Below are 19,071 nucleotides of genomic sequence, written 5' to 3'. Positions count from 1 at the left end.
CCCGGCGAGCGATCGCACCAAAGACCACCACGGTTCGATCGCAGCCCCAGTTTTAATCTAGCTTGCGCCCATCGCAATAGACATCTCGCCTCCTTCCCAAGCTATGCCATTCTAGAGAAGACAACTCATCAGGCGATTGCCATCAGGCGATTGTCACGCTGGGGGCGGTTTTTGCCCGCTGGCGATGTCCCGGTTCTCGGCTCGACAGTGTTGTTTCGTTTTGTTTAGGGATTGTTTAGGGCATTGATCAGAAGGCTCATGGGCGATGATCAAGCGATGACCAAAACCGATCGCCAAAACGGTCATTGGCAAATTTGCACGAAACACGGCCAGGTCGGTCGTGTCAGCCTGGGCCGCGGATGAAGCCAACTTCGCCGCGATGGTGCAGGAATTTCCCTGATTGCTAGCATTTTGCGGTAAGGGTTTAGGGAAATCGTGACGGTGGTGTCGAGCCGTTCGTAGGGTCGTTAATGTACGAGCCATTCATAGGGTCGTTAATGTAGTTGATGCAAACCTTGTTGCGGGCGCGCGTAACGCGGTTGATCCAACAGTGGCTTCAGCGAATTCCGGTTGTCAGGACAGCGATCGAATACTTAGCTGCGGTCAATGTGGCGGCGGACGATGGGAGCAATCTCGATCGTATGTCCTATGAAGGCTGGCAAAATCGCTTCCTGCTAGCTCGGGTTCGGTTAGCCTTTGGGTTAGGGCTTCTGATTTCCTGGAGCTTTGCGGTCTTAGACCTGGCGCGATCGGTCTTGCGCCAGGAAACCCTCAGTTGGGATAACGTGGCCGCACGGTTGGCCACCCTGATTAGCCTGTTGGGGTTTTGGTATTTATCCGACACCCGCTGGGGAGCGCGCCATCTGCGGGTTCTGTTTCTGGGGTTTTTATTTTCCTTCCAGATCGTCCCCGAAACTTGCCAGGTTCTGTTGTCGCCCGTGACCCTGAATCGTTTGCCCCCGCGTCTTTTTGGATGGGCCTTTGGTTTTTTTGCCCAAGCGACCCTCATTCCGGCGCGCTGGCCCCTGCATGTGTTGTCCCAAGCCTTGGCGTTGATCCATTCCTTTGGGTTGCGGGAATTGCTGGGGGCGGCCATTCGCTCCTCACCGATCCAATCGCGCTTTGGCCTGTTGCTAGAGCTGTTTTGGATTTGTGTGGTTTGCGATTTGTCGGTTTATCTCTATGAACGGCTCCAGCGCGCGGAATTTAGCGCTCGCAGCAAGCTCGCCGATGCCTATGAGCAAGTGGAGGCGGCCGAGGCCAAATATCGCAGCATTTTTGAAAACGCCGTGGAGGGAATTTTTCAGTCCACGGTGGATGGATCTTTTATCAGCATGAATCCTGCCCTGGCGCGTATTCTGGGCTATGACTCGCCGGAAGCTGCGATCGCGGGGATTACGGAAATTCCGAGTTTGTATTCAGATCCCAAGCGGCGGGATGAGTTTTGCCACATTCTGGCCACAGAGGGCCAGGCGATCGCCTTTGAATCTCAAATTTATCGATCGGACGGTTCCACCACCTGGATTGTGGAAAATGCCCGAGCGGTCTATGACGTGCGGGGGCAAATCATTGGTTACGAGGGTACGGTGGCCGATGTCAGCACCCGCAAGGCGGCCGAGGTGGAAATTCGCCGCGCCCTGGAAGCCGAAAAAGATCTGAACCGCATGAAATCCCAGTTCGTGTCCATGACTTCCCACGAATTCCGCACCCCCTTAACCACCATCTTGGCCTCGGCGGAAGCCCTGGAGCACTATGGCGATCGGTGGGGGCCCGATAAAAGTCGCAACTATCTCCGCCGCATCCAAACCATGGTGCATCACCTGACGGAATTGTTGGAGTCGGTGTTGGTGTTGGGGCAGGCGGACTCGGGGCGGTTGCAGTTTCGGCCGGGGCCCGTTGACCTGGAAGGGTTCTGCAACGGGTTGGTGGAGGAAATGTCTTTGAACCTGAAGGCACACCAGGCGATCGAGTTTCGAGTGGTGAACCGAGGGGCGGCGGCTCCGGTGTTGGCTATGGACGAAAAGCTGCTGCGGCACATCCTGTCTAATCTGCTGTCTAATGCTTTGAAATATTCCCCCAACGCCAGCACCACTCAGTTTCGATTGATCTGTGCTCCGGAGTCTGTGCGGTTCGTGATTCAAGATCAGGGCATTGGCATTCCAGCGGCCGATCGGGAGCGTCTGTTTGAGTCCTTCCACCGGGCTGGCAATGTGGGAACCATTCCCGGGACTGGGTTGGGCCTGGCGATCGTCAAGCGATCGGTTGACTTACACGGGGGACAAATCCAAGTGGACAGCACTGAAGGTATGGGAACCACCTTCTCGGTCACCCTACCGGTCACCCCTTGGCAACCGCTCAGCAGTGAAGAAGATCACCTCAATGCTTGAGCCTTGATGCTTGAGTCTTGAACCAGTCTTGAGCGTTGGGGGCGGTTTGCAGACCACGGCGGCCGCGGTCTACCGGGTGCTGTTCTGATCCAGGCCGGCCAGGTTCAATCCTGGATCTGATCCAGGCCGGCCAGGTTCAATCCTGGAAAGGAAATCCATAAAATGGGTGGCCATTGAGTTAATCGATTCTTTGTGGACAACGCATCGGGTTAAGGGAGCGATCGCCGTGACCAAAATTTTGACCATCGAAGACGAACCGGATGTTCGGGAAATTATTCTCGATATTTTGGAAGCTGAGGGGTATGAAGTGGCGGGAGCCGCTGATGGCAATGCGGGCGTTCGTTTGGCCGAAGCCTTCCAACCCGATTTAATTCTGTGCGATGTGATGATGCCGGAGTTGGATGGTTACGGGGTGCTGGCGGCCCTGCGCCAATCGCCCATTACCGCCACAACTCCCTTTGTGTTCCTGACGGCCCGCACCACCAAGGGCGATGTGCGCCAAGGAATGCATTTGGGAGCCGATGATTATTTAACGAAGCCGTTTACGCGGGATGAGCTGCTGGGGGCGGTGGCTGCTCGGTTGCAACGGCAATCGGCCACCCAAAAGCAATCCCAAGAACAGCTCGATGCGTTGCGCTATAGCATTGCATTCTCGCTGCCCCATGAGTTGCGAACGCCGCTGAATGGGATTGTGGCCACGTCGCAGTTCATGCTTGAAGAGTTGGAGGATTTGGATCCCGAAGAAACCCGCGAGATGCTGACGGATATTCACAATTCGGGTCAGCGCTTGTTTCGGTTAATTCAAAACTTTTTGCTCTACGCGGATTTGGAGTTGGCGGCTCGGGATCCCCAGCGGTTGCACGAGCTGCGACAACTGCAAGTGGAGAGTCCGGCGGCGGTGGTTGAAACAACGGCACGCCGACAGGCGCAGGACTGGGCGGGGCGATCGGCTGATTTGTCGGTGCAGGCGGTGGATGCGATCGTGGGCATTTCAGAATCGGCGCTGCAAAAGATGGTGATTGAGCTGGTGGATAATGCCTGCAAGTTTTCGCAGCCGGGCCAGCCGATCGCGGTGTTTGCGGAAATTCAGGGCGATCGCTACCAGTTGGTGGTGAAAGATAGCGGCCGGGGCATGACTTCGGATCAGATCAAATCGGTGGGGGCCTATCAACAGTTCGATCGCAAGTTGCATGAACAACAGGGGTCGGGTTTGGGGTTAACCCTGGCCCAGCGCCTTTGCACCCTCTATGGGGGAACCCTGACCATCACCAGCGAACCGGAAGGGGGCACGACGGTGCTGGTTGAGTTGGGTGTGCAGGAGCGATCGACATCCTAAGGATGGAACCGAAAAGCGGGATTGGGTTGCCTCCATTGCTCAACGTTACAACCCGGCCGTGATTGTTACGACCCGTGACCCAGGCTGTTACGATGCGATTTAGCGGCGCTGGCATATGGAGTTCAGGTCAATTTGTGGGCATTCCCAGGGACTGGATTCATCCGCCCTGAGCCATTGAGGGTCGCTGGCTGTTGCGCTGTTTTGGAAATGGCTATGTCGTCGGACTCACCCAAGTCGGTTGGAACCGAACCCACGAAGGGATCGTGGCGGCAGGCGATCGCTCGCCTGCTGCGGGGCCTGATTCGCTTGTTGGACTGGGCGGCGACGGAACTGGAAACGGAGTCGGCCTTGCCTCCGGCCACCTCGGTGCGATCGCCCCGGTTGACCCCAGCCCAAGCGGGCCATCAAGTTTTAGGCTGGGCCCGCCCTTGGTTGCCCGAATCTCTACGGAAGCTGTCCGATCGCAACCTGACCATTGCCCTGTCGATAATGGGGAGTGTGGTGCTGGTTGCCGCGATCGCCATTTTCCCGCCCAAGTTTCAACCCGCCACGGTGGCTCAACAGCCGCCGGAGTCTCAGCCTGCTCCTCTCAAGCCGTTGATTCCCACCCTGCTGGAACTGCCGTCTGATGCGGAGGAAGCGGAACCGATCGCCCCTTCTGGTAACGGAACGGCGGGATCGGAGTCCACGCCTCGAACAACGGAAATTCCTGATCAGACCGCCGCAGAATCCGGGGACGTGGGAGTTTCTGAGACGGCCCCGGTTTCTAGCCCGCCGCCCAAACTGGAGCGATCGCCGGAACAACAATTAATTGCGGCGATTCAGGACGAAACCAGCGAAATTGCCACTCGCTACGGCGATCAGGCGTTGGTGGACTCCATCCAAGCGGACTTCCGTGCCAGTCGGCTGATTGTGACGGTTCCGGCTGATTTGTGGTACGGGTTGGGCGATCGCAATCAGGATCGGTTTGCGGCGGATTTATTGAAGCGATCGCGCCGTTTAGATTTCAACAAGCTGGAGCTACAGGATCGAGAGGGGCAACTGTTGGCCCGCAGTCCCGTGGTGGGCGATCGGGTCGTGATCTTTCAGCGATCGGCCGAGGGCGAGAGCACCAGTGGCGCTTAGGATAGCCCCGCCACCCATTGCCCCAACAGTAACAACAACCAGTTGGCGTAGGGCAAGCTGCTGAAAATGGCCCCCTGACGCGATCGCCCCCGCAGCCATAGCACCCAGCCCCCCGTTAGCCCCAAAATGGCCACCGGAGGAAACAGGGCGATCGCGACCCACGCCAGCCCGGCTCCTATGGGGGCCGCTGAATCGGCCTGGGCGAAAAGAGACGGCGAAGCCACCGCAGCCAACAACCCCGGAGGCAGCAAGGCCCCAAAAAATAGGCTGTTGGCAATCAACACAAATTGAGCAAACCCGCGCATGGCTTTTGTCTTGCGGCCGCGCAACGGAGTACGCAGTCTTGTTCTCGGATTTTGCCTCCAAAGCGGTTCAGCCAGCAAGGGGCGATCGCTCCGGCTCAGGCCTTGGGAAACAGGTTGCAAGCTGAAGAGACCAGCCTCGATCGAGTTGCAAGCGCGTTCAACCGGGTTCCCAAGGCCCCAATAGCAACAACTCCCCCAGTTCGTGAACCAGGAGAGTTGCTGTTGATTGGATCTTGGCTTGGTTGATTTGATGGTTGATGGTCGTCCAGGGGCGATCGCGCTGGATCTGCACCCCGGCTGACCAAAACCACTGACCAATCCAATTGACCAAATAACTGGATCAGACTGATCGAAAAAGGGCGATCGAATCTTACTTGACCGAAGCTTCTGCGCCAGCGTCTTCCAGTTTCTTCTTGGCGGCTTCGGCATCGTCCTTGGACGCGCCTTCCTTGACCACCTTGGGAGCAGCTTCCACCAAATCCTTGGCTTCCTTCAGACCCAAACCGGTCAGTTCGCGCACCACCTTCAGCACGGCGATCTTCTTGTCGGCGGGCACTTTGTCCAGCACCACATCGAAAGCGGTCTTTTCTTCCACTTCCTCAACCGCAGCGGGAGCTGCCGCCACGATCACCCCACCAGCGGGAGCCGCAGCGCTCACGCCGAACACTTCTTCGATTTCTTTAACCAGCTCAGCCGCTTCCAGCAGGGTCAGCGACTTCAAGCTTTCAATGATCGATGCGACCTTCTCAGACATGGATTTGCTCCTTGCAATGGTTGAACAGCAATAACAGCAACAGGGGAAACCAACACAGTCGATCGGGGTCGTCGGCTTGTGGGCCAAAACCTTAGGCCGCCGGGCGATCGCACTGCTCGATTCTGAAGCGATCGCCTAGGCGGCTTGCTTCTCGGAAATTGCCTTGATCCCACGAGCCAGCATCGAAGGCACTTCCTTGACACCGAACGCGATCTTGGTGGCCAGGCCATTGATCCCACCAGCGATTTGAGCAATGAGTTGCTCCTTCGAGGGCAGGTCGGCAATTGCCTTAACCTCGGCCTGCGTCAGGGCGCGACCTTCCATCACACCGCCGCGCAGCTCGGTTTTCTTCGAGGCCTTCTGGAAGTCTTGGTATGCCTTCAGGGCAGCACCCAGGTCTCCCTTCAGCAACAAAAATGCCGAAGTACCCTTCAGAAACTCCGTCATGGGCTGCCAGTTGGCATCACCCTCAACGGCGATCCGCATCAGCGTGTTTTTCGTCACTTTGCAAACCGCGCCGCTCGCAGCGATGCGATTGCGTAGATCCGACAATTCAGCAACCGACAGACCCGCGTAGTCGATCACTGCCACCATTTCGGTTTCAGTGAGCAGCGACTTCAGATCCGCGACAATTGCTTGCTTGTCCTCCAGCGTGCGACCCATTCGTCATCACCTCCTTTCGGTTTGTCGCGCAGTCTGGAAACGAGAACCCCCTCGACGGTCAGCCAAAGACGGGTCGAGGGGGTTCGATTTGACAGCCAAACAGCACCCTGAGCGGGTAGCGAGTTGGCTCAAAACAGGACAGACCTCGGTGGGAATTGATTAAGCGATCGCGCAATTGCGAACACACCCACTGTCTTTGGTTGTTGGGTTTTGAAGCTAGGGTTTTGAGAAGCGACTGCTGGGCCGCTAGTTCAACATCGAGGAGGTCTTGGCTGTTGATTAGCACTGCGATCGAGCTAGATCAACAGCCGAAGCTTGGATTCGCGAAGGGATAAATCTCTACCCCCCAGCACCGCCCGTTTAGGCAGCGTTCTCGCCAATCTTCAAGTCGCGCAGGGCAGCTACATCTACTTCTACCGACGGCCCCATGGTGGAGGTCACGTAGATGCTGCGCCAGTAGCGACCCTTGGCACCCGAAGGACGGTTACGATCGATCGTCTCTTGCAACGCCTTCAGGTTCACCAGCAAATCTTCTGCCGTAAAGGCAGACTTACCGATGCCCACGTGGACAATACCCGTGCGATCGGCCCGGAATTCCAGCTTACCAGCCTTGAACTCCGAAATCGCCTGAGGCAAGTCGAACGTCACCGTACCACCTTTCGGCGACGGCATCAAGCCCCGGGGACCCAACAGCCGACCCAACTTTGCCACCTGGGGCATCATGTCGGGCGTGGCAATCAGGATGTCAAAATCCATCATGCCCTTTTGGATTTCTTCAATCAGGTCTTCGGAACCGGCAATATCAGCGCCAGCACCCGTTGCTTCCGCGACCTTTTCCCCCCGAGCAATCACCGCCACCCGCACGGTTTGACCCGTGCCCTTGGGCAGGGCCACCGTGGTTCGCAATTGTTGGTCAGTGTATTTCGGGTCAATGCCCAACTTGATGTGGGCTTCCACCGTTTCCACAAACTTGGCCGTGGCCAGTTCCTTCACCAGCTCCAGCGCCTCCACGGGTGCATAGGGACGCGGTTCCACCTTGGCCATTAGCTCGCGCATCCGGCGCGAAATCTTACGAGTCATGAATTAAAACACTCCTTCGGGGTCATTAGCGAAGAGGTGATCTTCTCCCCCAGATGGTTTTCAGCAAATCTGTTTGTGATCGGTCTGCGATCGGTCAATGACTCGGTGAATTAGGAGTCGATCGAGCCGACTGCCCCCAACCGAACCAATGGCTCCTACTCGACGATCGTCACGCCCATGTTGTTGGCCGTCCCTTCGATGATCCGCATGGCGGCTTCCACATCGTTGGTGTTCAGGTCAGGCAGCTTGGTTTGGGCAATTTCCTGAAGCTGGGCGCGGGTAATTTTGCCCACCTTTTTGGACTTCGGATCACTCGAACCGCGATCGATGCCAGCGGCCTTGCAAATCAAAACGGAAGCGGGCGGTGTTTTCAGAACGAAGGTAAAACTCCGATCTTCAAACACCGAGATTTCCACAGGAACCACCAGCCCAGCCTTGTCGGCCGTGCGGGCGTTATATTCCTTGCAGAACATCATGATGTTGACCCCATGCTGACCCAGGGCAGGCCCGATCGGGGGAGCAGGGGTCGCTTTGCCGGCGGTAATCGCCAGCTTAATGATTGCGACGACTTTCTTAGCCATTCGTTTATTGCGCTATGGGACGAGCTAGCTTTGCTTTTGAACTTGGTTGAACTCCAGTTCAACCGGGGTATCCCGACCAAAAATCGACAGCAAAGCCTTCAGCTTGCTGCGTTCGGGACTCACTTCAATCACCTCGCCTTCAAAATCCTTAAACGGCCCAGACAAAACCACAATCTTGTCACCGGCCGCCATATCAATTTTGATGACGGGTTCTTGCTCCTGGGCCTGGCGGAAAATGCGCTCGACTTCAGCGGGACTCAGGGGTACGGGCTTGACATGGCCGCGCCCGCGACCTTGGCCGCGCCGTTGTTCTGCCCCCACAAAGTTAATCACGTTGGGGGTATTCTTCACAACCATCCAGGTTTCGTCGTCCAGATGCATCCGCACCAGGACATAGCCGGGGAAAACCTTCTCGTCGCCATGCTGACGGCTACCGTCTTTGCGCATTTTGACGGTGGGGGTTTGGGGAATTTCCACCTGCAAAATTCGTTCGGCCACGTCAAGGGTTTGCACCCGTTGTTGCAGGTTCATCTTGACGCGGTTTTCACAGCCGGAAGCCACTTGCACGGCATACCAGCGAGCACGACGGGCTAAAACCTTGGGCGCTTGCTCTTCGGTTTGTTCGTCGCTGTCGTAAAACTGTTCGTCGCTCAGGCTCATTGGAACACCTGCTTTGCGATCCAAGTGAAGAGGTTGTCAACCAGATAGATAGTTGTGGCGGAGAGAACAACCATCAGCACCACCGCCACGGACTCACTGATGAGTTGTTGGCGACTGGGCCAAACGACTTTGCTGAGTTCTTCGCGAGTGCCGCGCAGAAACTCGGTGGGGTCGAATTTTTCGTTATCTGGGGCTGGCGATTCCGCTGGTTTGCTCACGGGTGGGTTCCTCTGTTGACCAATGCTCCTTAGGATGGGGACTCGATCGCACGGAAGACCAAAGGCTGATGGGCCATAGGGCCACAGACTGGCTCCGGTGAAGAGGCGTTCGATCGGTCGTGATACCCGGTTGGTCGATCGGGGCTGATCGGAAAACACGCCTCATGAGAATCTACCCAAAGACCTCTTGCCGGTGATGGCGGTCAGCCTTTGGGTAGATTCATCGGCGATGAATGCCAGCGCGCCCTGGAGGACTCGAACCCCCGACATCAGGTTTTGGAGACCTGCGTTCTACCGACTGAACTAAGAGCGCACGTTTGGACGTTTTCTCAGTTTAGCACTAATCGAGGCCGGTCGCTCAAAAACCATTTGAAATGGATGAACCGATCGAACGAAGATCCGGGGAGGATCTTACTTCTTGCGATCGAACCGTTCCTTGATGCGGGTTGCCTTACCAATGCGCTGACGCAGGTAGTACAGCTTGGCACGACGGACTTTACCACGGCGCACGACTTTGATATTCGCGACGCGGGGCGAGTGCAGCAAGAACACGCGCTCTACGCCAACACCTTGGAACACCCGACGCACGGTGACGGTTTCGTTAATTCCGCCGTTGCGCATCGCGATGATGGTGCCTTCGTAGGGCTGGACGCGCTCTTTGCCGCCTTCTTGGATCACAACACCAACTCGAACCGTGTCCCCGACATAAAGGACGGGCAGGTCTGATTTGAGTTGCTCAGCTTCGATTGAGCGGATGACTTCTTGCGCGTTCATGACTGGTTCAAAAAACCACAAGCACACATCTTAGCCGTTGAACAGTCATTTCGTCTAGCTTGGTTTGGCTTTTTTCCAATCGAGCCTGGATCGTCCCCCTCGCTCGATCGGCCCTCTACACTGAGGGAAACGTATAAGATGCGGGACAATTCTCCTCGGTGGCACTGGGGAGGAGGGCTAAACAAACCATGGAGCAAATCCTGAAAAGATCACAGCAACTGCTGCAAGGACTGCGATCGCCCTTGGGGTCGGCCATGGTCTTGTCCTTTGTGGTGCATTTGGCGGCCTTGCCTCTGCTGGCGGACTGGAATCCGGCCTCACCCCCCGAGGACGAGCGCAAAGTGGCCCTGCTGGAGCTGACCCCCGAGGAGTTGCAAGAGCTGCCGGCCTTTGCCCGGGAAGCGGCCGCCCAACCCCAAAATCCAACCGGCCTGACCAATCCCCCCAATGCCAACCCCAATTCTGGGAGCGCCAACGATCTGTTCAATCGCTTAGGCTTGGGCAGTTCGTCGCCGTCCGTTGGTCGCGGAGCCGCCGCTGATCCCTTCAATACCTTTGGTGGCGCAGCGGGTAACCAGGGTCGTTCCAACAGTCGCATGGGCGATCGGGCTACGAACCGGTTTGAGAATAATCCCAACAGCAACCCCTATAACAACTCCTACATCAATCCCTATAACGATTACGCTGGCTGGGATCAGTTCCAAAATCTGCCCCCTCGCCCCAACGGTGGCGATCGCGGTCGTCGGGGTCGCCAGCCCAATGGCCAGTCCCGATCGCCCGCTGCCGCCACCCCCGCCACCGCTGCCGATCGCCTGGCCCAGTCCACCGCCAACGTTGCGATCGCCCAATTTCGAGATCAATGGCGAATGGCGGCCGGTTTCCAGGCCTTGGCCAGCGGTCTGAACCCGGAACCGACCGATCGCCCCGGTAACTACACCTTCAATCCGAATCTGGTGAGCAGCAACGCCACCCAAGGCCGCCTGAGCCAACTGGCCGATTGGGTGAAACGGGTCAACGATCTCCCCATGCGCAACGCAGATGGATCCCTGTTGCCGGGCACGGGCAAAGAATTAAACGGTGTTTTCCGCGACATGCTCACCGTCGGAGACTCCATTCAAAAGAAAGACACCCCCATTCAATGGCGCAAATTTGCTGACCTGCGGGCTTGCACCACCCTGAGCGCCAACCCGCCCCAACCGATCCGCTTGGTTGTCTTGGTGGGCGATCGGGGACTGGTGGCCCCCGGTTTGAACCCCGTGCGGTTGGTGCAAAGCTCCGGCTACTCAGCCTTGGATGACGAGGCGATCGCCTTTTTGACCCAACAGCTCACCGGCAAAAAACTCTCCGATCGCCCGGGCTATCTCATCCACATCTACACCCTGACCTATCCCCCTTGTCGCACCGCCAAACCCGACCCGACCCCTAGCCCCACATCTAGCCCCACGCCCGACCCCACACCTGGCCCCACATCCAGCCCCGCACCCACCACCGAAAGCCCCGCATCACCCTCCGGCGAAACCCCGGACTCCCCTCGCCCCTCGCCCTAGGCTTGCCTATCCGCCACGGCCAACCTTGCGCCATTCCTGTGGTCTTCGGCGTGCTGGAAACTGTTCTAGCGAGATTGCTCAACAAAACACAAAACCCATTGCCCCAAGCGATCGCCCTGCGGCAGAGTCAGCCAACTGAGTACAATCAACCCACTTCCCTACTCAAGGTTTTGCGAGAACTCTGAAATCGTAATGGCAACCAGCATTTTTCAATTCAGACAAAAAGATCGCCGTCCCTGGCTGCGGGTCATTCTGCAACTGCGCGGCTCCGTTGTGCCCACCATTGCACCCCGCGTGCTGCTTTGTGGAACCTTTGCCGCCATCATCAGTTGGCTACATGCCCTGAAAGTTCCCGTGGCCCAACCGGGCTGGGCAAATTTAATTCCCAGTGTGGTGCTGGGTTTGCTATTGGTTTTCCGCACTAATACCGCCTACGAACGGTTCTGGGAAGGGCGCAAGCTCTGGGGCGGAATTGTTAACACCTCCCGTAACCTGGGGCGACAAATTTGGGTGGCAATTGACGAACCAACGCCGGAAGTGCGGGAACAAAAAATCTCAGCTTTGAATCTCATTGCTGCCTTTGGCATTGCCACCAAGCAGCATTTACGGGGGGCATCCGTCACCGAAGCGGTTGCGGATTTGGTTGAGCCAAATGTGCTGGACAACCTGCGAACCACTGATCATGCGCCTCTGGATTTATCAGTACGAATCGCCGCTTTTCTAGAGGAGCAGCGCGATCGCGGCAACCTCAACCCCTATCAACTGGCTTCCATGCACCGTCTGCTTGATGTGCTGGTGGACTCTTTGGGAGGCTGCGAGCGAATTTTGCGAACGCCCATGCCCTTTGCCTACGCCATTCACTTGCGGCAATTGCTATTAATTTACTGCTTAATTTTGCCTTTTGAATTGGTGTCCAAGGTGGGTTGGTGGACAGGATTACTCGTTGCCATCATTTCTTTCACCCTATTTGGAATTGAAGAAATTGGCGAAGAAATCGAAAATCCCTTTGGCACGGATCCAAATGATTTGCCCCTAGATGCCATTTGCAACACCGTTCGCCAAAACATGCAGAATCTGACCACCCTGAATCCCCGGGAAGCCAATGCCCGAGCATTGGTAGATAACAGTTTTCAGTAATGGTTTCTGCTAGGGCGTAACCCAAGCTGGGTGGCAAGGCTGGGGGCCAAAATTTAAGGTTGATCAACAGAACAATTGCAATAGTCCCAATCGTTCCAGATGGATTCTGGTTTCCCATGACCCATCACGTTTCTGCTTGGCTCGATCGCCTGGCCCTTTGGCTGCCGGGAACTTTTGAAAATCGGGAACAGGCCCTGGCGGATCCTACTTGGTATGTGGGTGTGCGGCTGTGGCATCGATCGGTCGGGGTCTTTGGGCCCGGTCACTTGGGGATTTATGCGGAACAGGCCAGCGCCCCCACCTTTGCCAAAATTTATCGCCCCAGGGTGTTCCAGATTTCTCCCACCTCTGATCCTGATTTTCCGCTGGCGGTGGCCTACTTTGCCCTGCGACAGCCGGAGCGGTGGCGCGGCGGGGGTTTGGATCCCGCTATTTTGGAACCCTTGACCTTGGCGGACTTGGAGCCACTGCCCGGTTGCCTGTTGCCCATGGCGGTTTTGGCAGAGGATGCAGGTTTCCGGGCCCAGCTTCCGCCCGATCGGCGTTGTTGTTTCCAGGCCGATGGGCAATTGCGCCAGGTGAGCTTGGGGTTTGAGGTGCGATCGGGCGAATTTCTCAGCTACGACAAGGGCATCGATCCCGACACGGGCAAACCGATTTGGGGGGCAATCATGGGCCCATTTCGCTATCGGCGCGTTGGCGATTAAGATGCGATTGCGGGGAGCCACTGCAACGAACTGCAACGGTCATCCGCTGTGGTCAGTGGTCAGCCTTGCCCTCGCCATTGTTGGGATCGATTTTGATTCGCTCCGATAACCATTCATTCCTTTCAATCCTTACGAAATCCCCGATTAATCACACCATGACCCAAGTGTCTGAAGCGATCGCCCCCGCTGCTGATTTGGTGACCCTTGGCCGTTGGATGGCCGCCGACTTCAGCAACCAAGCCCAAGCGTTTGAAAATCCGCCCTTTTTCGCCCATATTCGGGTCTGTATGCGGCCCCTGCCGGTCGCCCTGCTAGGCGGCATTAGTTTCTATGTGGAACAGGCCTATGATTACGCCCTCAACCAGCCCTATCGCGTGCGGGTGTTGAAGTTGATTGAGGTGGATGGGCAAATCCAAATTGAAAACTATGCCGTTGCCCATGAGCAGGAATTTTTTGGTGCTTCTCGACAGCCCGATCGCCTGCAAGCGCTGACGGCCGATCGCCTGGAGCGGCTCTGTCACTGCAATTTTTTGGTGAGCCGGACAGGGCAAACCTTCACGGGCCAGGTGGAACCCGGCAAGGCCTGCATGGTCACGCGCAAGGGCAAGGAAACCTACTTGGATAGTCAGTTTGAAATCACAGCCGATCGATTTGTGAGCTGGGATCGGGGCCGCGACCCGGAAACCGATGAGCATGTGTGGGGGGCGGTGGCCGGGCCCTTTGACTTTGTGAAGGTGGCCAGCTTTGCCGATGAGGTGGTGGCTCCCTAGGGCGATGTGGCAGCGGGGAAGGGTGATCGATCGCCACGGTCGGCTTTCCCTGCGCCAAAATGATTGCCATCAGTTCCGCTGCGCTGGGCGACGGTGGAAGCCTGAGTGAGCTGCCTTGACCATTTTCAGTGCGCGGCTCCTCCGTTTTTGGGGTGGCCGCTCGACTTCGATCAATCTCGATAATTAATGTCCATCCGATCACTCCTGCGCTGGTTTTTATTGGGGTTGCTGTTGCCGCTGGCGTTTTTGAACGGCTGGATGTTGCTTCAGGTCTTCAATTACTTTCAGTCCCTGCTGTCTGCCTTCGTGGTGGCCACGCTGGTGTCCTTTCTGTTGGACTATCCCGTGCGGTGGCTGGAAGCGCAGGGAAAACGCTGGCATGTGCGGCGGGAATTTGCGGTGTTGGCGATCGTCCTGTTGACCTTGGGGATTGTGGGTCTGTTGGGGCTAACGCTGGCTCCGGTGCTCTATGACCAATTTGCCGCCTTTGCCAATGGGTTGCCCGGTTGGGTGGCTTCGAGTCGGCAACAGCTTGAAAACCTGTCTAATTGGGCCATTGCCAAGCGGCTCCCGATCGACCTTCAACAGTTGGGAACCCAGGCGATCGCCCAATTCTCAGCCCAAATTCAAAACCTAACCACCCAACTGGTGAGCCTGTTGGTGCAAATGGCTGGGCGGGCCTTTGATGCTCTGATTGCGATGGTGTTGGCGGTTTATTTGCTGTTGCGGGGCGAGCAATTTTGGGATGGTTTTTTTAGTTGGTTGCCGCCCGAACGACGGGAGCAGGTGCGCCAATGTTTTCGTCAAAATTTCCAAAATTACTACGCCGGTCAAGCGGCTTTGGCCACCACGATCGGGGTGGCCATGGTGTTGCTCTTTTTGGTGCTGCAAGTGCCGTTTGGGTTACTGTTTGGCCTAGGCATTGGGGTCATGACGCTAGTGCCCTTTGGCGCGGGGATCAGCATTGTGGTGGTGAGCTTGCTGTTAGCGGTCAAGAGTTTTTGGCTGGGGCTACAGGTGCTTTTGTTGGCCTTTTTGGTGGATCAAATTATTGAAAATACGGTTGCTCCGCGCCTGTTGGGGCAATTTACGGGGCTGAACCCAGTTTGGGTGCTGTTGTCCCTGTTGGCGGGGGCTAAGGTGGGTGGCTTGTTGGGGGTGGTTTTGGCGGTTCCGTTGGCGGGAACGATCAAAAGCGCGATCGAACTGTGGCGATCGCCCAATCATGGCTGGACTTTGGCAACCGATTCCGCCTTACCCGTCAAAACCGCTCGACCCGATCGCCCAGTGCAATCCACGCCCGATCGCTGAGAGTCGGGCCGCAGGATTTTGGAAAGCTAAGGTGCTGAGTCTCTCCAGGCTTCTAGGTTGCTGCAAATCGGGTTGCTGCGAATTAACGGCCTAGCCTGTTCCTCAATCCTCAACTCTCAATCTTCAAATCGCTGAACAGCGAGCACCGCATTTTGGCCGCCAAACCCAAACGCAAAACAAAGGGTTCGATCGACATGTCGGGCGATCGAGGTTTGCAGCCAAAACCCGGCAAATTCTGGATCCTGCAATCCCACCGTGGGCGGCAACTGGCCGGACTCGATCGCCAAAAGACAAAACGCAACGCCCAAGGCACTGGAAGCCCCCAGCGTATGGCCGGTGGCTCCTTTGGTGGAACTCACGGGCGGTTGTTGGGGAAAAAGATCTTGAATTAAATTGGCTTCCTGGGCATCATTCAGCTTGGTGGCCGTGCCGTGAGCGTGGATATAGTCCACCTGTTCCGGTCGCCAGCCGCTACGTTTCAGGGCCCAATGCACCGCAACCCGAGCCGATCGCCCCGTTGGATCCGGCGCGCTGAGGTGATAAGCATCGGTGCTGAAGCCGGCCCCCAAAATTTCTCCATAGATTTTGGCTCCGCGCGATCGGGCCAGGTCGGCCGCTTCCAACACCAGCAGAGCCGCCCCTTCTCCCAACACCAGCCCCTCGCGCGATCGGTCAAAGGGATAGGAACCCGTGGCCGCCAGGGCCCCCATTTGGGCAAACCCCGCCAAAGTCAGGGGCGTGATCGGGGCTTCCACGGCTCCCGCCAAGACCCGATCGCACCAGCCTTCCCGAATTAAGTCCGCTCCCCGGGCGATCGCGCTGATTCCGGTTGTGCAGGCAGTCATCGGGGCCAGCAGCGGGCCCCCTGCCCCCAATTGCTGGGCGATCCGCACCGCTGGGCTGTGGGGCAAATGCCTTAACCATTGATCATCCAAGGGGCGTTGCCCGGCGGCGTATTGCTCCAAAACTCCCTGATAGCTGCGGCTGGATCCCACACAAACCCCCAGCCGTTGGGCTGGTTGATTCAGTGCTGACCCAGATCCCGACTGCAACTCCGAGCCAGTTGCATCTGCCCAGGCCGCTGCACTGGTGCGATCGATCAAATGCGTTAAGTCAAAGGGTTGGGACTGTGCCTGGGAGTTGACTGCTTGGGAATTGACTACTTGGGAATTCACTCGCGAGCCAAGCAGGGCGATCGGGCGAGGTGGAATCGCTGTAAAGGGTTGATGCCACTGAATGGCCGATTGACCGGCCAGGAGCGATCGCCAGGTTGATGAGCGATCGCCCAAGGCCGACATCAGTCCAATACCCGTTACCACCACCCGCCGCACAGTGAACTCAGAAATGGTTTAAGGCGTGGTTTTCAGATTTTCCAGACCTGCCGTGACGCTGGCTTTTTCAATGCGATCGCCCTGTTGCACCTGGTCGATCGTCTCCATGCCCTTGGTCACATAGCCAAACACCGCATAGCTACCATCCAACGGGGTTAACTCCGCCAGCGCAAAGTAAAACTGCGACGAGGCAGAATCCGGCGACATCGATCGTGCCATGGCCACCGCGCCCCGCTTGTGGGTTAAAACCGGCGTTTCCGCAATGCCCAAATCGGGGAACGTCGCACTATAAACCGGCTGGGCTTGACCCTTGGGCTTAATTTCGAGGGGAATGGTGCGCTCGCGGCCCGTTTTGGGATCCGTGAAACCGCTCATCCCCAACTCCGTGATCGGAACCTTGGGATCCTTGCTGCGCGGGTCGCCCCCTTGCACCACAAAGGGCACCGGCTCCCGCACCACCCGATGGAACATCAAGCCGTCATACACCCCACGGTTCACCAAATCCACAAAATTTCCGGCTGTGATGGGTGCGTTGGTTCCGTCCACCTCAATTTCCACCGGCTGACCCTTGATGGTCATGGTCACGGTTGCTTTTCCGGTTAACTGGGGCAAACCGGCGGGCAACTGGGCCGGCGTGGCGGCAACCGACGGCGCGGGGCTGCTCACTTGGCGACTATCGGCCGGCTGGCCAGCACAGCCTGCGATCGAAAAAACCAGCAACGCGGCAATCGGAGCCAGCCATAGCCCCCGGAATGCTTTGGCGCAGGTTTTCATACAGTAGGTTGCTAAATAGTTCATCGTTACAGACCCTCCAGCGGCACACTCAGAAACTTGGCCAAAGCGGCTCCTTCCGTTTCCAGTGCCGTCAAGGACAGGGGTTGGCCCACACGGGTTAGGGGAACATCGCGCATATTTTTCACTCGCAGGTACAAGGCCCGCCGGGGGTTAATCCCTTCCTTGAGGTCTACGCGCACGGATTGAATCGCGCTCAGGTCGCAAGTGAGCTTCACTTCACGATTTTTGCCGGGATAGCCCCAGCGAAAAATGGTGGCTTTACCCGTGGTGCGATCGAACTCGTTATAACCACCGCCCACATTCCAGCGAATGGTTAACCACAGATAGGTGGCCAGCAGTGATCCGGCAGTGCCATACAGCCCCATCACCAGTCCTTGGGGGACAAACACGAGCTTGGTGGGGTCTGAGAACAACAGCAGATTCACGCCCAGGTAGCTCGACAAACCGGCAAGCAAAAAGCCCGTAGCGCCGATGGTGACGATCGTGGCGATCGCATAGCTACTGAGACGGCGCGCGCCGACAATCTCCGTCCGCAACAGGCGATCGGATTGGGGATCGGTGGAGACAGTCATAGGTGTATGGCTTAAAAATTGCTTGTGTATCGAAAACAGGTGTGGGAACGCAGGGGGGATGAAACGCTTGTTTGCCCCAAACTGTTGGCTCAGACCGGCCATGATTTGATTGGGCCCGGTTGCTCCATCAGGAACCGTCCCTTCAACAGTCTAAGCAAACTTGGCAGATTCCTAAAAATCTTGGCGAAAGACAACGATCCGAGAATGGCTAACAAACATTAAGCATAATTACTTATTTTTTCTTAACGAAGGTCTTAGATTGGGGGAAATGAAAAAAATCGCAACAGCGCGATCGCCCGGAGCCGCGAACTCGGCGATCGTGACTTGGCGCTGAATCGCGATCGGGCTGCGAGATTGACCACCCATGGGCTGTGGATTGGCATGGGAATTGGCAGTGGTCTGTTACGGAGCCGTGCGTTGATCCCCGCAATTCTTAAATTAGTCTGAAGTTGATCGGAAGGGTTTCCGCCGCCCGTGATCCCGCCAGCGGGCCCGATTGACGCGATTCGCCTGGGTTTGATCAACTCCGTTACGAGATTCCCCACCCCCCCGATCGCCCCTTCAATTATCATGAGATTTGTAATCGATGTGATCGTTCGACTAAACCCTGGAAACCATTCCAAATTTTCTGATTTGGTTGCCAGACTTGCGATCGCCCTACCCTCACCCGAAATGAGTGTGGTAGGTTAAGAAAAATTAACCGATCTCAGCAATCGATGGCATCGGCAACGGCGCTCTTCTGGGTGGAAGTGCAACTCATGCCCCAACCCCCTGCGGATTCTCATCGTTGCCCAGGCCCCGATCGCGAGACGGGTCAAAATTCTACGGAACCGGAAGTGCTTCAAACCCGCCTCACGACCGTAGATATCGCAATTTTGAACCTCTGTTAACAGATAGAGAGGAACTCCATGACCATCGCAGTTGGACGCGTGGGCACGGAACGCGGGTGGTTCGACGTAGTGGACGACTGGCTGAAGCGGGATCGCTTCGTCTTCGTCGGCTGGTCGGGTCTGCTGCT

At 56.9% G+C, this 19,071-nt stretch carries 21 protein-coding genes, 1 tRNA gene and 1 pseudogene; 10 read left to right on the top strand and 13 right to left on the bottom strand.

Annotated elements, in window-relative coordinates:
* The first annotated feature begins 506 nt into the window (after positions 1-506).
* The 3 genes from H6G52_RS10265 (at position 507) to H6G52_RS10255 (ending at position 4,848) form a co-directional block, all read left to right on the top strand.
* A complete protein-coding gene (locus H6G52_RS10265) occupies positions 507-2,387 on the top strand; it encodes a PAS domain-containing sensor histidine kinase (RefSeq protein ID WP_099534253.1) in 1,881 nt (626 codons plus the stop codon).
* Positions 2,388-2,577: 190 nt separating this feature from the next.
* The gene (locus H6G52_RS10260; RefSeq protein WP_199312319.1) at positions 2,578-3,723 is read left to right on the top strand and encodes a response regulator; all 1,146 of its coding nucleotides are present in this window, start codon (positions 2,578-2,580) and stop codon (positions 3,721-3,723) included.
* A 207-nt stretch (positions 3,724-3,930) separates the two neighbouring features.
* Positions 3,931-4,848 (top strand): hypothetical protein, encoded by a 918-nt coding sequence (locus tag H6G52_RS10255; protein WP_190528095.1) that lies wholly within the window; start codon positions 3,931-3,933, stop codon positions 4,846-4,848.
* On the opposite strand, the gene H6G52_RS10250 is transcribed toward H6G52_RS10255, so the two are convergent.
* The 10 genes from H6G52_RS10250 to rplS form a co-directional block, all read right to left on the bottom strand.
* Entirely contained in the window at positions 4,845-5,273 is a 429-nt protein-coding gene (locus H6G52_RS10250; protein ID WP_190528093.1) for a hypothetical protein, read from the bottom strand. The genes H6G52_RS10255 and H6G52_RS10250 overlap by 4 nt on opposite strands.
* A gap of 250 nt (positions 5,274-5,523) precedes the next feature.
* Positions 5,524-5,907, bottom strand: a complete 384-nt coding sequence (gene rplL / locus H6G52_RS10245; RefSeq protein ID WP_190528091.1) for a 50S ribosomal protein L7/L12 — start codon at positions 5,905-5,907, stop codon at positions 5,524-5,526.
* Positions 5,908-6,042: 135 nt separating this feature from the next.
* Positions 6,043-6,570 carry a 50S ribosomal protein L10 gene (rplJ, locus tag H6G52_RS10240; protein ID WP_099534249.1) on the bottom strand — a complete coding sequence of 176 codons (528 nt, stop codon included), beginning with the start codon at positions 6,568-6,570 and terminating at the stop codon, positions 6,043-6,045.
* A gap of 360 nt (positions 6,571-6,930) precedes the next feature.
* Entirely contained in the window at positions 6,931-7,650 is a 720-nt protein-coding gene (gene rplA, locus H6G52_RS10235; protein ID WP_099534247.1) for a 50S ribosomal protein L1, read from the bottom strand.
* A 155-nt stretch (positions 7,651-7,805) separates the two neighbouring features.
* Entirely contained in the window at positions 7,806-8,231 is a 426-nt protein-coding gene (gene rplK / locus H6G52_RS10230; RefSeq protein WP_099534246.1) for a 50S ribosomal protein L11, read from the bottom strand.
* 24 nt (positions 8,232-8,255) lie between these two features.
* Entirely contained in the window at positions 8,256-8,891 is a 636-nt protein-coding gene (gene nusG, locus H6G52_RS10225) for a transcription termination/antitermination protein NusG (RefSeq protein WP_099534245.1), read from the bottom strand.
* Entirely contained in the window at positions 8,888-9,109 is a 222-nt protein-coding gene (secE, locus tag H6G52_RS18545; protein ID WP_099534244.1) for a preprotein translocase subunit SecE, read from the bottom strand. Before secE ends, nusG begins: the two co-directional genes overlap by 4 nt.
* Positions 9,075-9,275, bottom strand: coding sequence for a hypothetical protein (locus H6G52_RS18540; protein WP_143473101.1), 201 nt, complete (start codon positions 9,273-9,275; stop codon positions 9,075-9,077). The genes secE and H6G52_RS18540 overlap by 35 nt, the downstream gene beginning before the upstream one ends.
* 74 nt (positions 9,276-9,349) lie before the next feature.
* Positions 9,350-9,422, bottom strand: a tRNA-Trp gene (locus H6G52_RS10210).
* Between the two features lie 98 nt (positions 9,423-9,520).
* Positions 9,521-9,883: a 50S ribosomal protein L19 gene (rplS, locus tag H6G52_RS10205; RefSeq protein ID WP_099534243.1), complete on the bottom strand. Its 363-nt coding sequence runs from the start codon at positions 9,881-9,883 to the stop codon at positions 9,521-9,523.
* A 188-nt stretch (positions 9,884-10,071) separates the two neighbouring features.
* Here rplS and H6G52_RS10200 point away from each other — a divergent pair, with 188 nt between their 5' ends.
* From H6G52_RS10200 to H6G52_RS10180, 5 genes are all read left to right on the top strand, one after another.
* Positions 10,072-11,430, top strand: a complete 1,359-nt coding sequence (locus tag H6G52_RS10200; protein ID WP_190528089.1) for a hypothetical protein — start codon at positions 10,072-10,074, stop codon at positions 11,428-11,430.
* 192 nt (positions 11,431-11,622) lie between these two features.
* Complete coding sequence (locus H6G52_RS10195; RefSeq protein WP_190528087.1) at positions 11,623-12,567, top strand: bestrophin family protein; 945 nt, start codon at positions 11,623-11,625, stop codon at positions 12,565-12,567.
* A 116-nt stretch (positions 12,568-12,683) separates the two neighbouring features.
* Positions 12,684-13,274: a chromophore lyase CpcT/CpeT gene (locus H6G52_RS10190; RefSeq protein ID WP_190528086.1), complete on the top strand. Its 591-nt coding sequence runs from the start codon at positions 12,684-12,686 to the stop codon at positions 13,272-13,274.
* Between the two features lie 155 nt (positions 13,275-13,429).
* On the top strand, positions 13,430-14,044 hold the full coding sequence (locus H6G52_RS10185; protein ID WP_199312317.1) for a chromophore lyase CpcT/CpeT: 615 nt from the start codon (positions 13,430-13,432) through the stop codon (positions 14,042-14,044).
* Between the two features lie 186 nt (positions 14,045-14,230).
* Positions 14,231-15,355 (top strand): AI-2E family transporter, encoded by a 1,125-nt coding sequence (locus tag H6G52_RS10180; protein ID WP_190528084.1) that lies wholly within the window; start codon positions 14,231-14,233, stop codon positions 15,353-15,355.
* Positions 15,356-15,471: 116 nt separating this feature from the next.
* Here the strand turns inward: H6G52_RS10180 and H6G52_RS10175 are convergent, their stop codons facing one another.
* The 3 genes from H6G52_RS10175 to H6G52_RS10165 are packed head-to-tail and all read right to left on the bottom strand — an operon-like array spanning position 15,472 to position 18,053.
* Positions 15,472-16,686 carry a beta-ketoacyl-ACP synthase gene (locus tag H6G52_RS10175; protein ID WP_190528082.1) on the bottom strand — a complete coding sequence of 405 codons (1,215 nt, stop codon included), beginning with the start codon at positions 16,684-16,686 and terminating at the stop codon, positions 15,472-15,474.
* 18 nt (positions 16,687-16,704) lie between these two features.
* On the bottom strand, positions 16,705-17,484 hold the full coding sequence (locus H6G52_RS10170; protein WP_242026314.1) for a peptidylprolyl isomerase: 780 nt from the start codon (positions 17,482-17,484) through the stop codon (positions 16,705-16,707).
* A gap of 2 nt (positions 17,485-17,486) precedes the next feature.
* A complete protein-coding gene (locus H6G52_RS10165) occupies positions 17,487-18,053 on the bottom strand; it encodes a photosystem I assembly protein Ycf4 (protein WP_099534768.1) in 567 nt (188 codons plus the stop codon).
* Positions 18,054-18,769: 716 nt separating this feature from the next.
* Here H6G52_RS10165 and H6G52_RS10160 point away from each other — a divergent pair.
* Both H6G52_RS10160 and H6G52_RS10155 read left to right on the top strand, forming a co-directional pair.
* A complete protein-coding gene (locus H6G52_RS10160) occupies positions 18,770-18,943 on the top strand; it encodes a hypothetical protein (RefSeq protein ID WP_190528080.1) in 174 nt (57 codons plus the stop codon).
* An 18-nt stretch (positions 18,944-18,961) separates the two neighbouring features.
* Positions 18,962-19,071: pseudogene (locus H6G52_RS10155) on the top strand (photosystem II D2 protein (photosystem q(a) protein)); the annotation flags it as partial.

Origin of the sequence: Limnothrix sp. FACHB-881, assembly GCF_014698135.1 — a bacterium.
Lineage (GTDB): Bacteria > Cyanobacteriota > Cyanobacteriia > CACIAM-69d > CACIAM-69d > CACIAM-69d.
Note: the sequence above shows the minus strand (reverse complement) of the source record. Positions and strands in the feature narration are given on the sequence as shown.

Bases quoted from the DNA above. Each gene is read 5' to 3' on its own strand.
- H6G52_RS10265 (WP_099534253.1), top strand. From the start codon at position 507: ATGCAAACCTTGTTGCGGGCGCGCGTAACGCGGTTGATCCAACAGTGG.
- H6G52_RS10255 (WP_190528095.1), top strand. From the start codon at position 3,931: ATGGCTATGTCGTCGGACTCACCCAAGTCGGTTGGAACCGAACCCACG.
- rplL (WP_190528091.1), bottom strand. From the start codon at position 5,907: ATGTCTGAGAAGGTCGCATCGATCATTGAAAGCTTGAAGTCGCTGACC.
- rplJ (WP_099534249.1), bottom strand. From the start codon at position 6,570: ATGGGTCGCACGCTGGAGGACAAGCAAGCAATTGTCGCGGATCTGAAG.
- rplA (WP_099534247.1), bottom strand. From the start codon at position 7,650: ATGACTCGTAAGATTTCGCGCCGGATGCGCGAGCTAATGGCCAAGGTG.
- rplK (WP_099534246.1), bottom strand. From the start codon at position 8,231: ATGGCTAAGAAAGTCGTCGCAATCATTAAGCTGGCGATTACCGCCGGC.
- nusG (WP_099534245.1), bottom strand. From the start codon at position 8,891: ATGAGCCTGAGCGACGAACAGTTTTACGACAGCGACGAACAAACCGAA.
- H6G52_RS18540 (WP_143473101.1), bottom strand. From the start codon at position 9,275: ATGAGGCGTGTTTTCCGATCAGCCCCGATCGACCAACCGGGTATCACG.
- rplS (WP_099534243.1), bottom strand. From the start codon at position 9,883: ATGAACGCGCAAGAAGTCATCCGCTCAATCGAAGCTGAGCAACTCAAA.
- H6G52_RS10200 (WP_190528089.1), top strand. From the start codon at position 10,072: ATGGAGCAAATCCTGAAAAGATCACAGCAACTGCTGCAAGGACTGCGA.
- H6G52_RS10195 (WP_190528087.1), top strand. From the start codon at position 11,623: ATGGCAACCAGCATTTTTCAATTCAGACAAAAAGATCGCCGTCCCTGG.
- H6G52_RS10190 (WP_190528086.1), top strand. From the start codon at position 12,684: ATGACCCATCACGTTTCTGCTTGGCTCGATCGCCTGGCCCTTTGGCTG.
- H6G52_RS10185 (WP_199312317.1), top strand. From the start codon at position 13,430: ATGACCCAAGTGTCTGAAGCGATCGCCCCCGCTGCTGATTTGGTGACC.
- H6G52_RS10180 (WP_190528084.1), top strand. From the start codon at position 14,231: ATGTCCATCCGATCACTCCTGCGCTGGTTTTTATTGGGGTTGCTGTTG.
- H6G52_RS10170 (WP_242026314.1), bottom strand. From the start codon at position 17,484: ATGAACTATTTAGCAACCTACTGTATGAAAACCTGCGCCAAAGCATTC.
- H6G52_RS10165 (WP_099534768.1), bottom strand. From the start codon at position 18,053: ATGACTGTCTCCACCGATCCCCAATCCGATCGCCTGTTGCGGACGGAG.
- H6G52_RS10160 (WP_190528080.1), top strand. From the start codon at position 18,770: ATGGCATCGGCAACGGCGCTCTTCTGGGTGGAAGTGCAACTCATGCCC.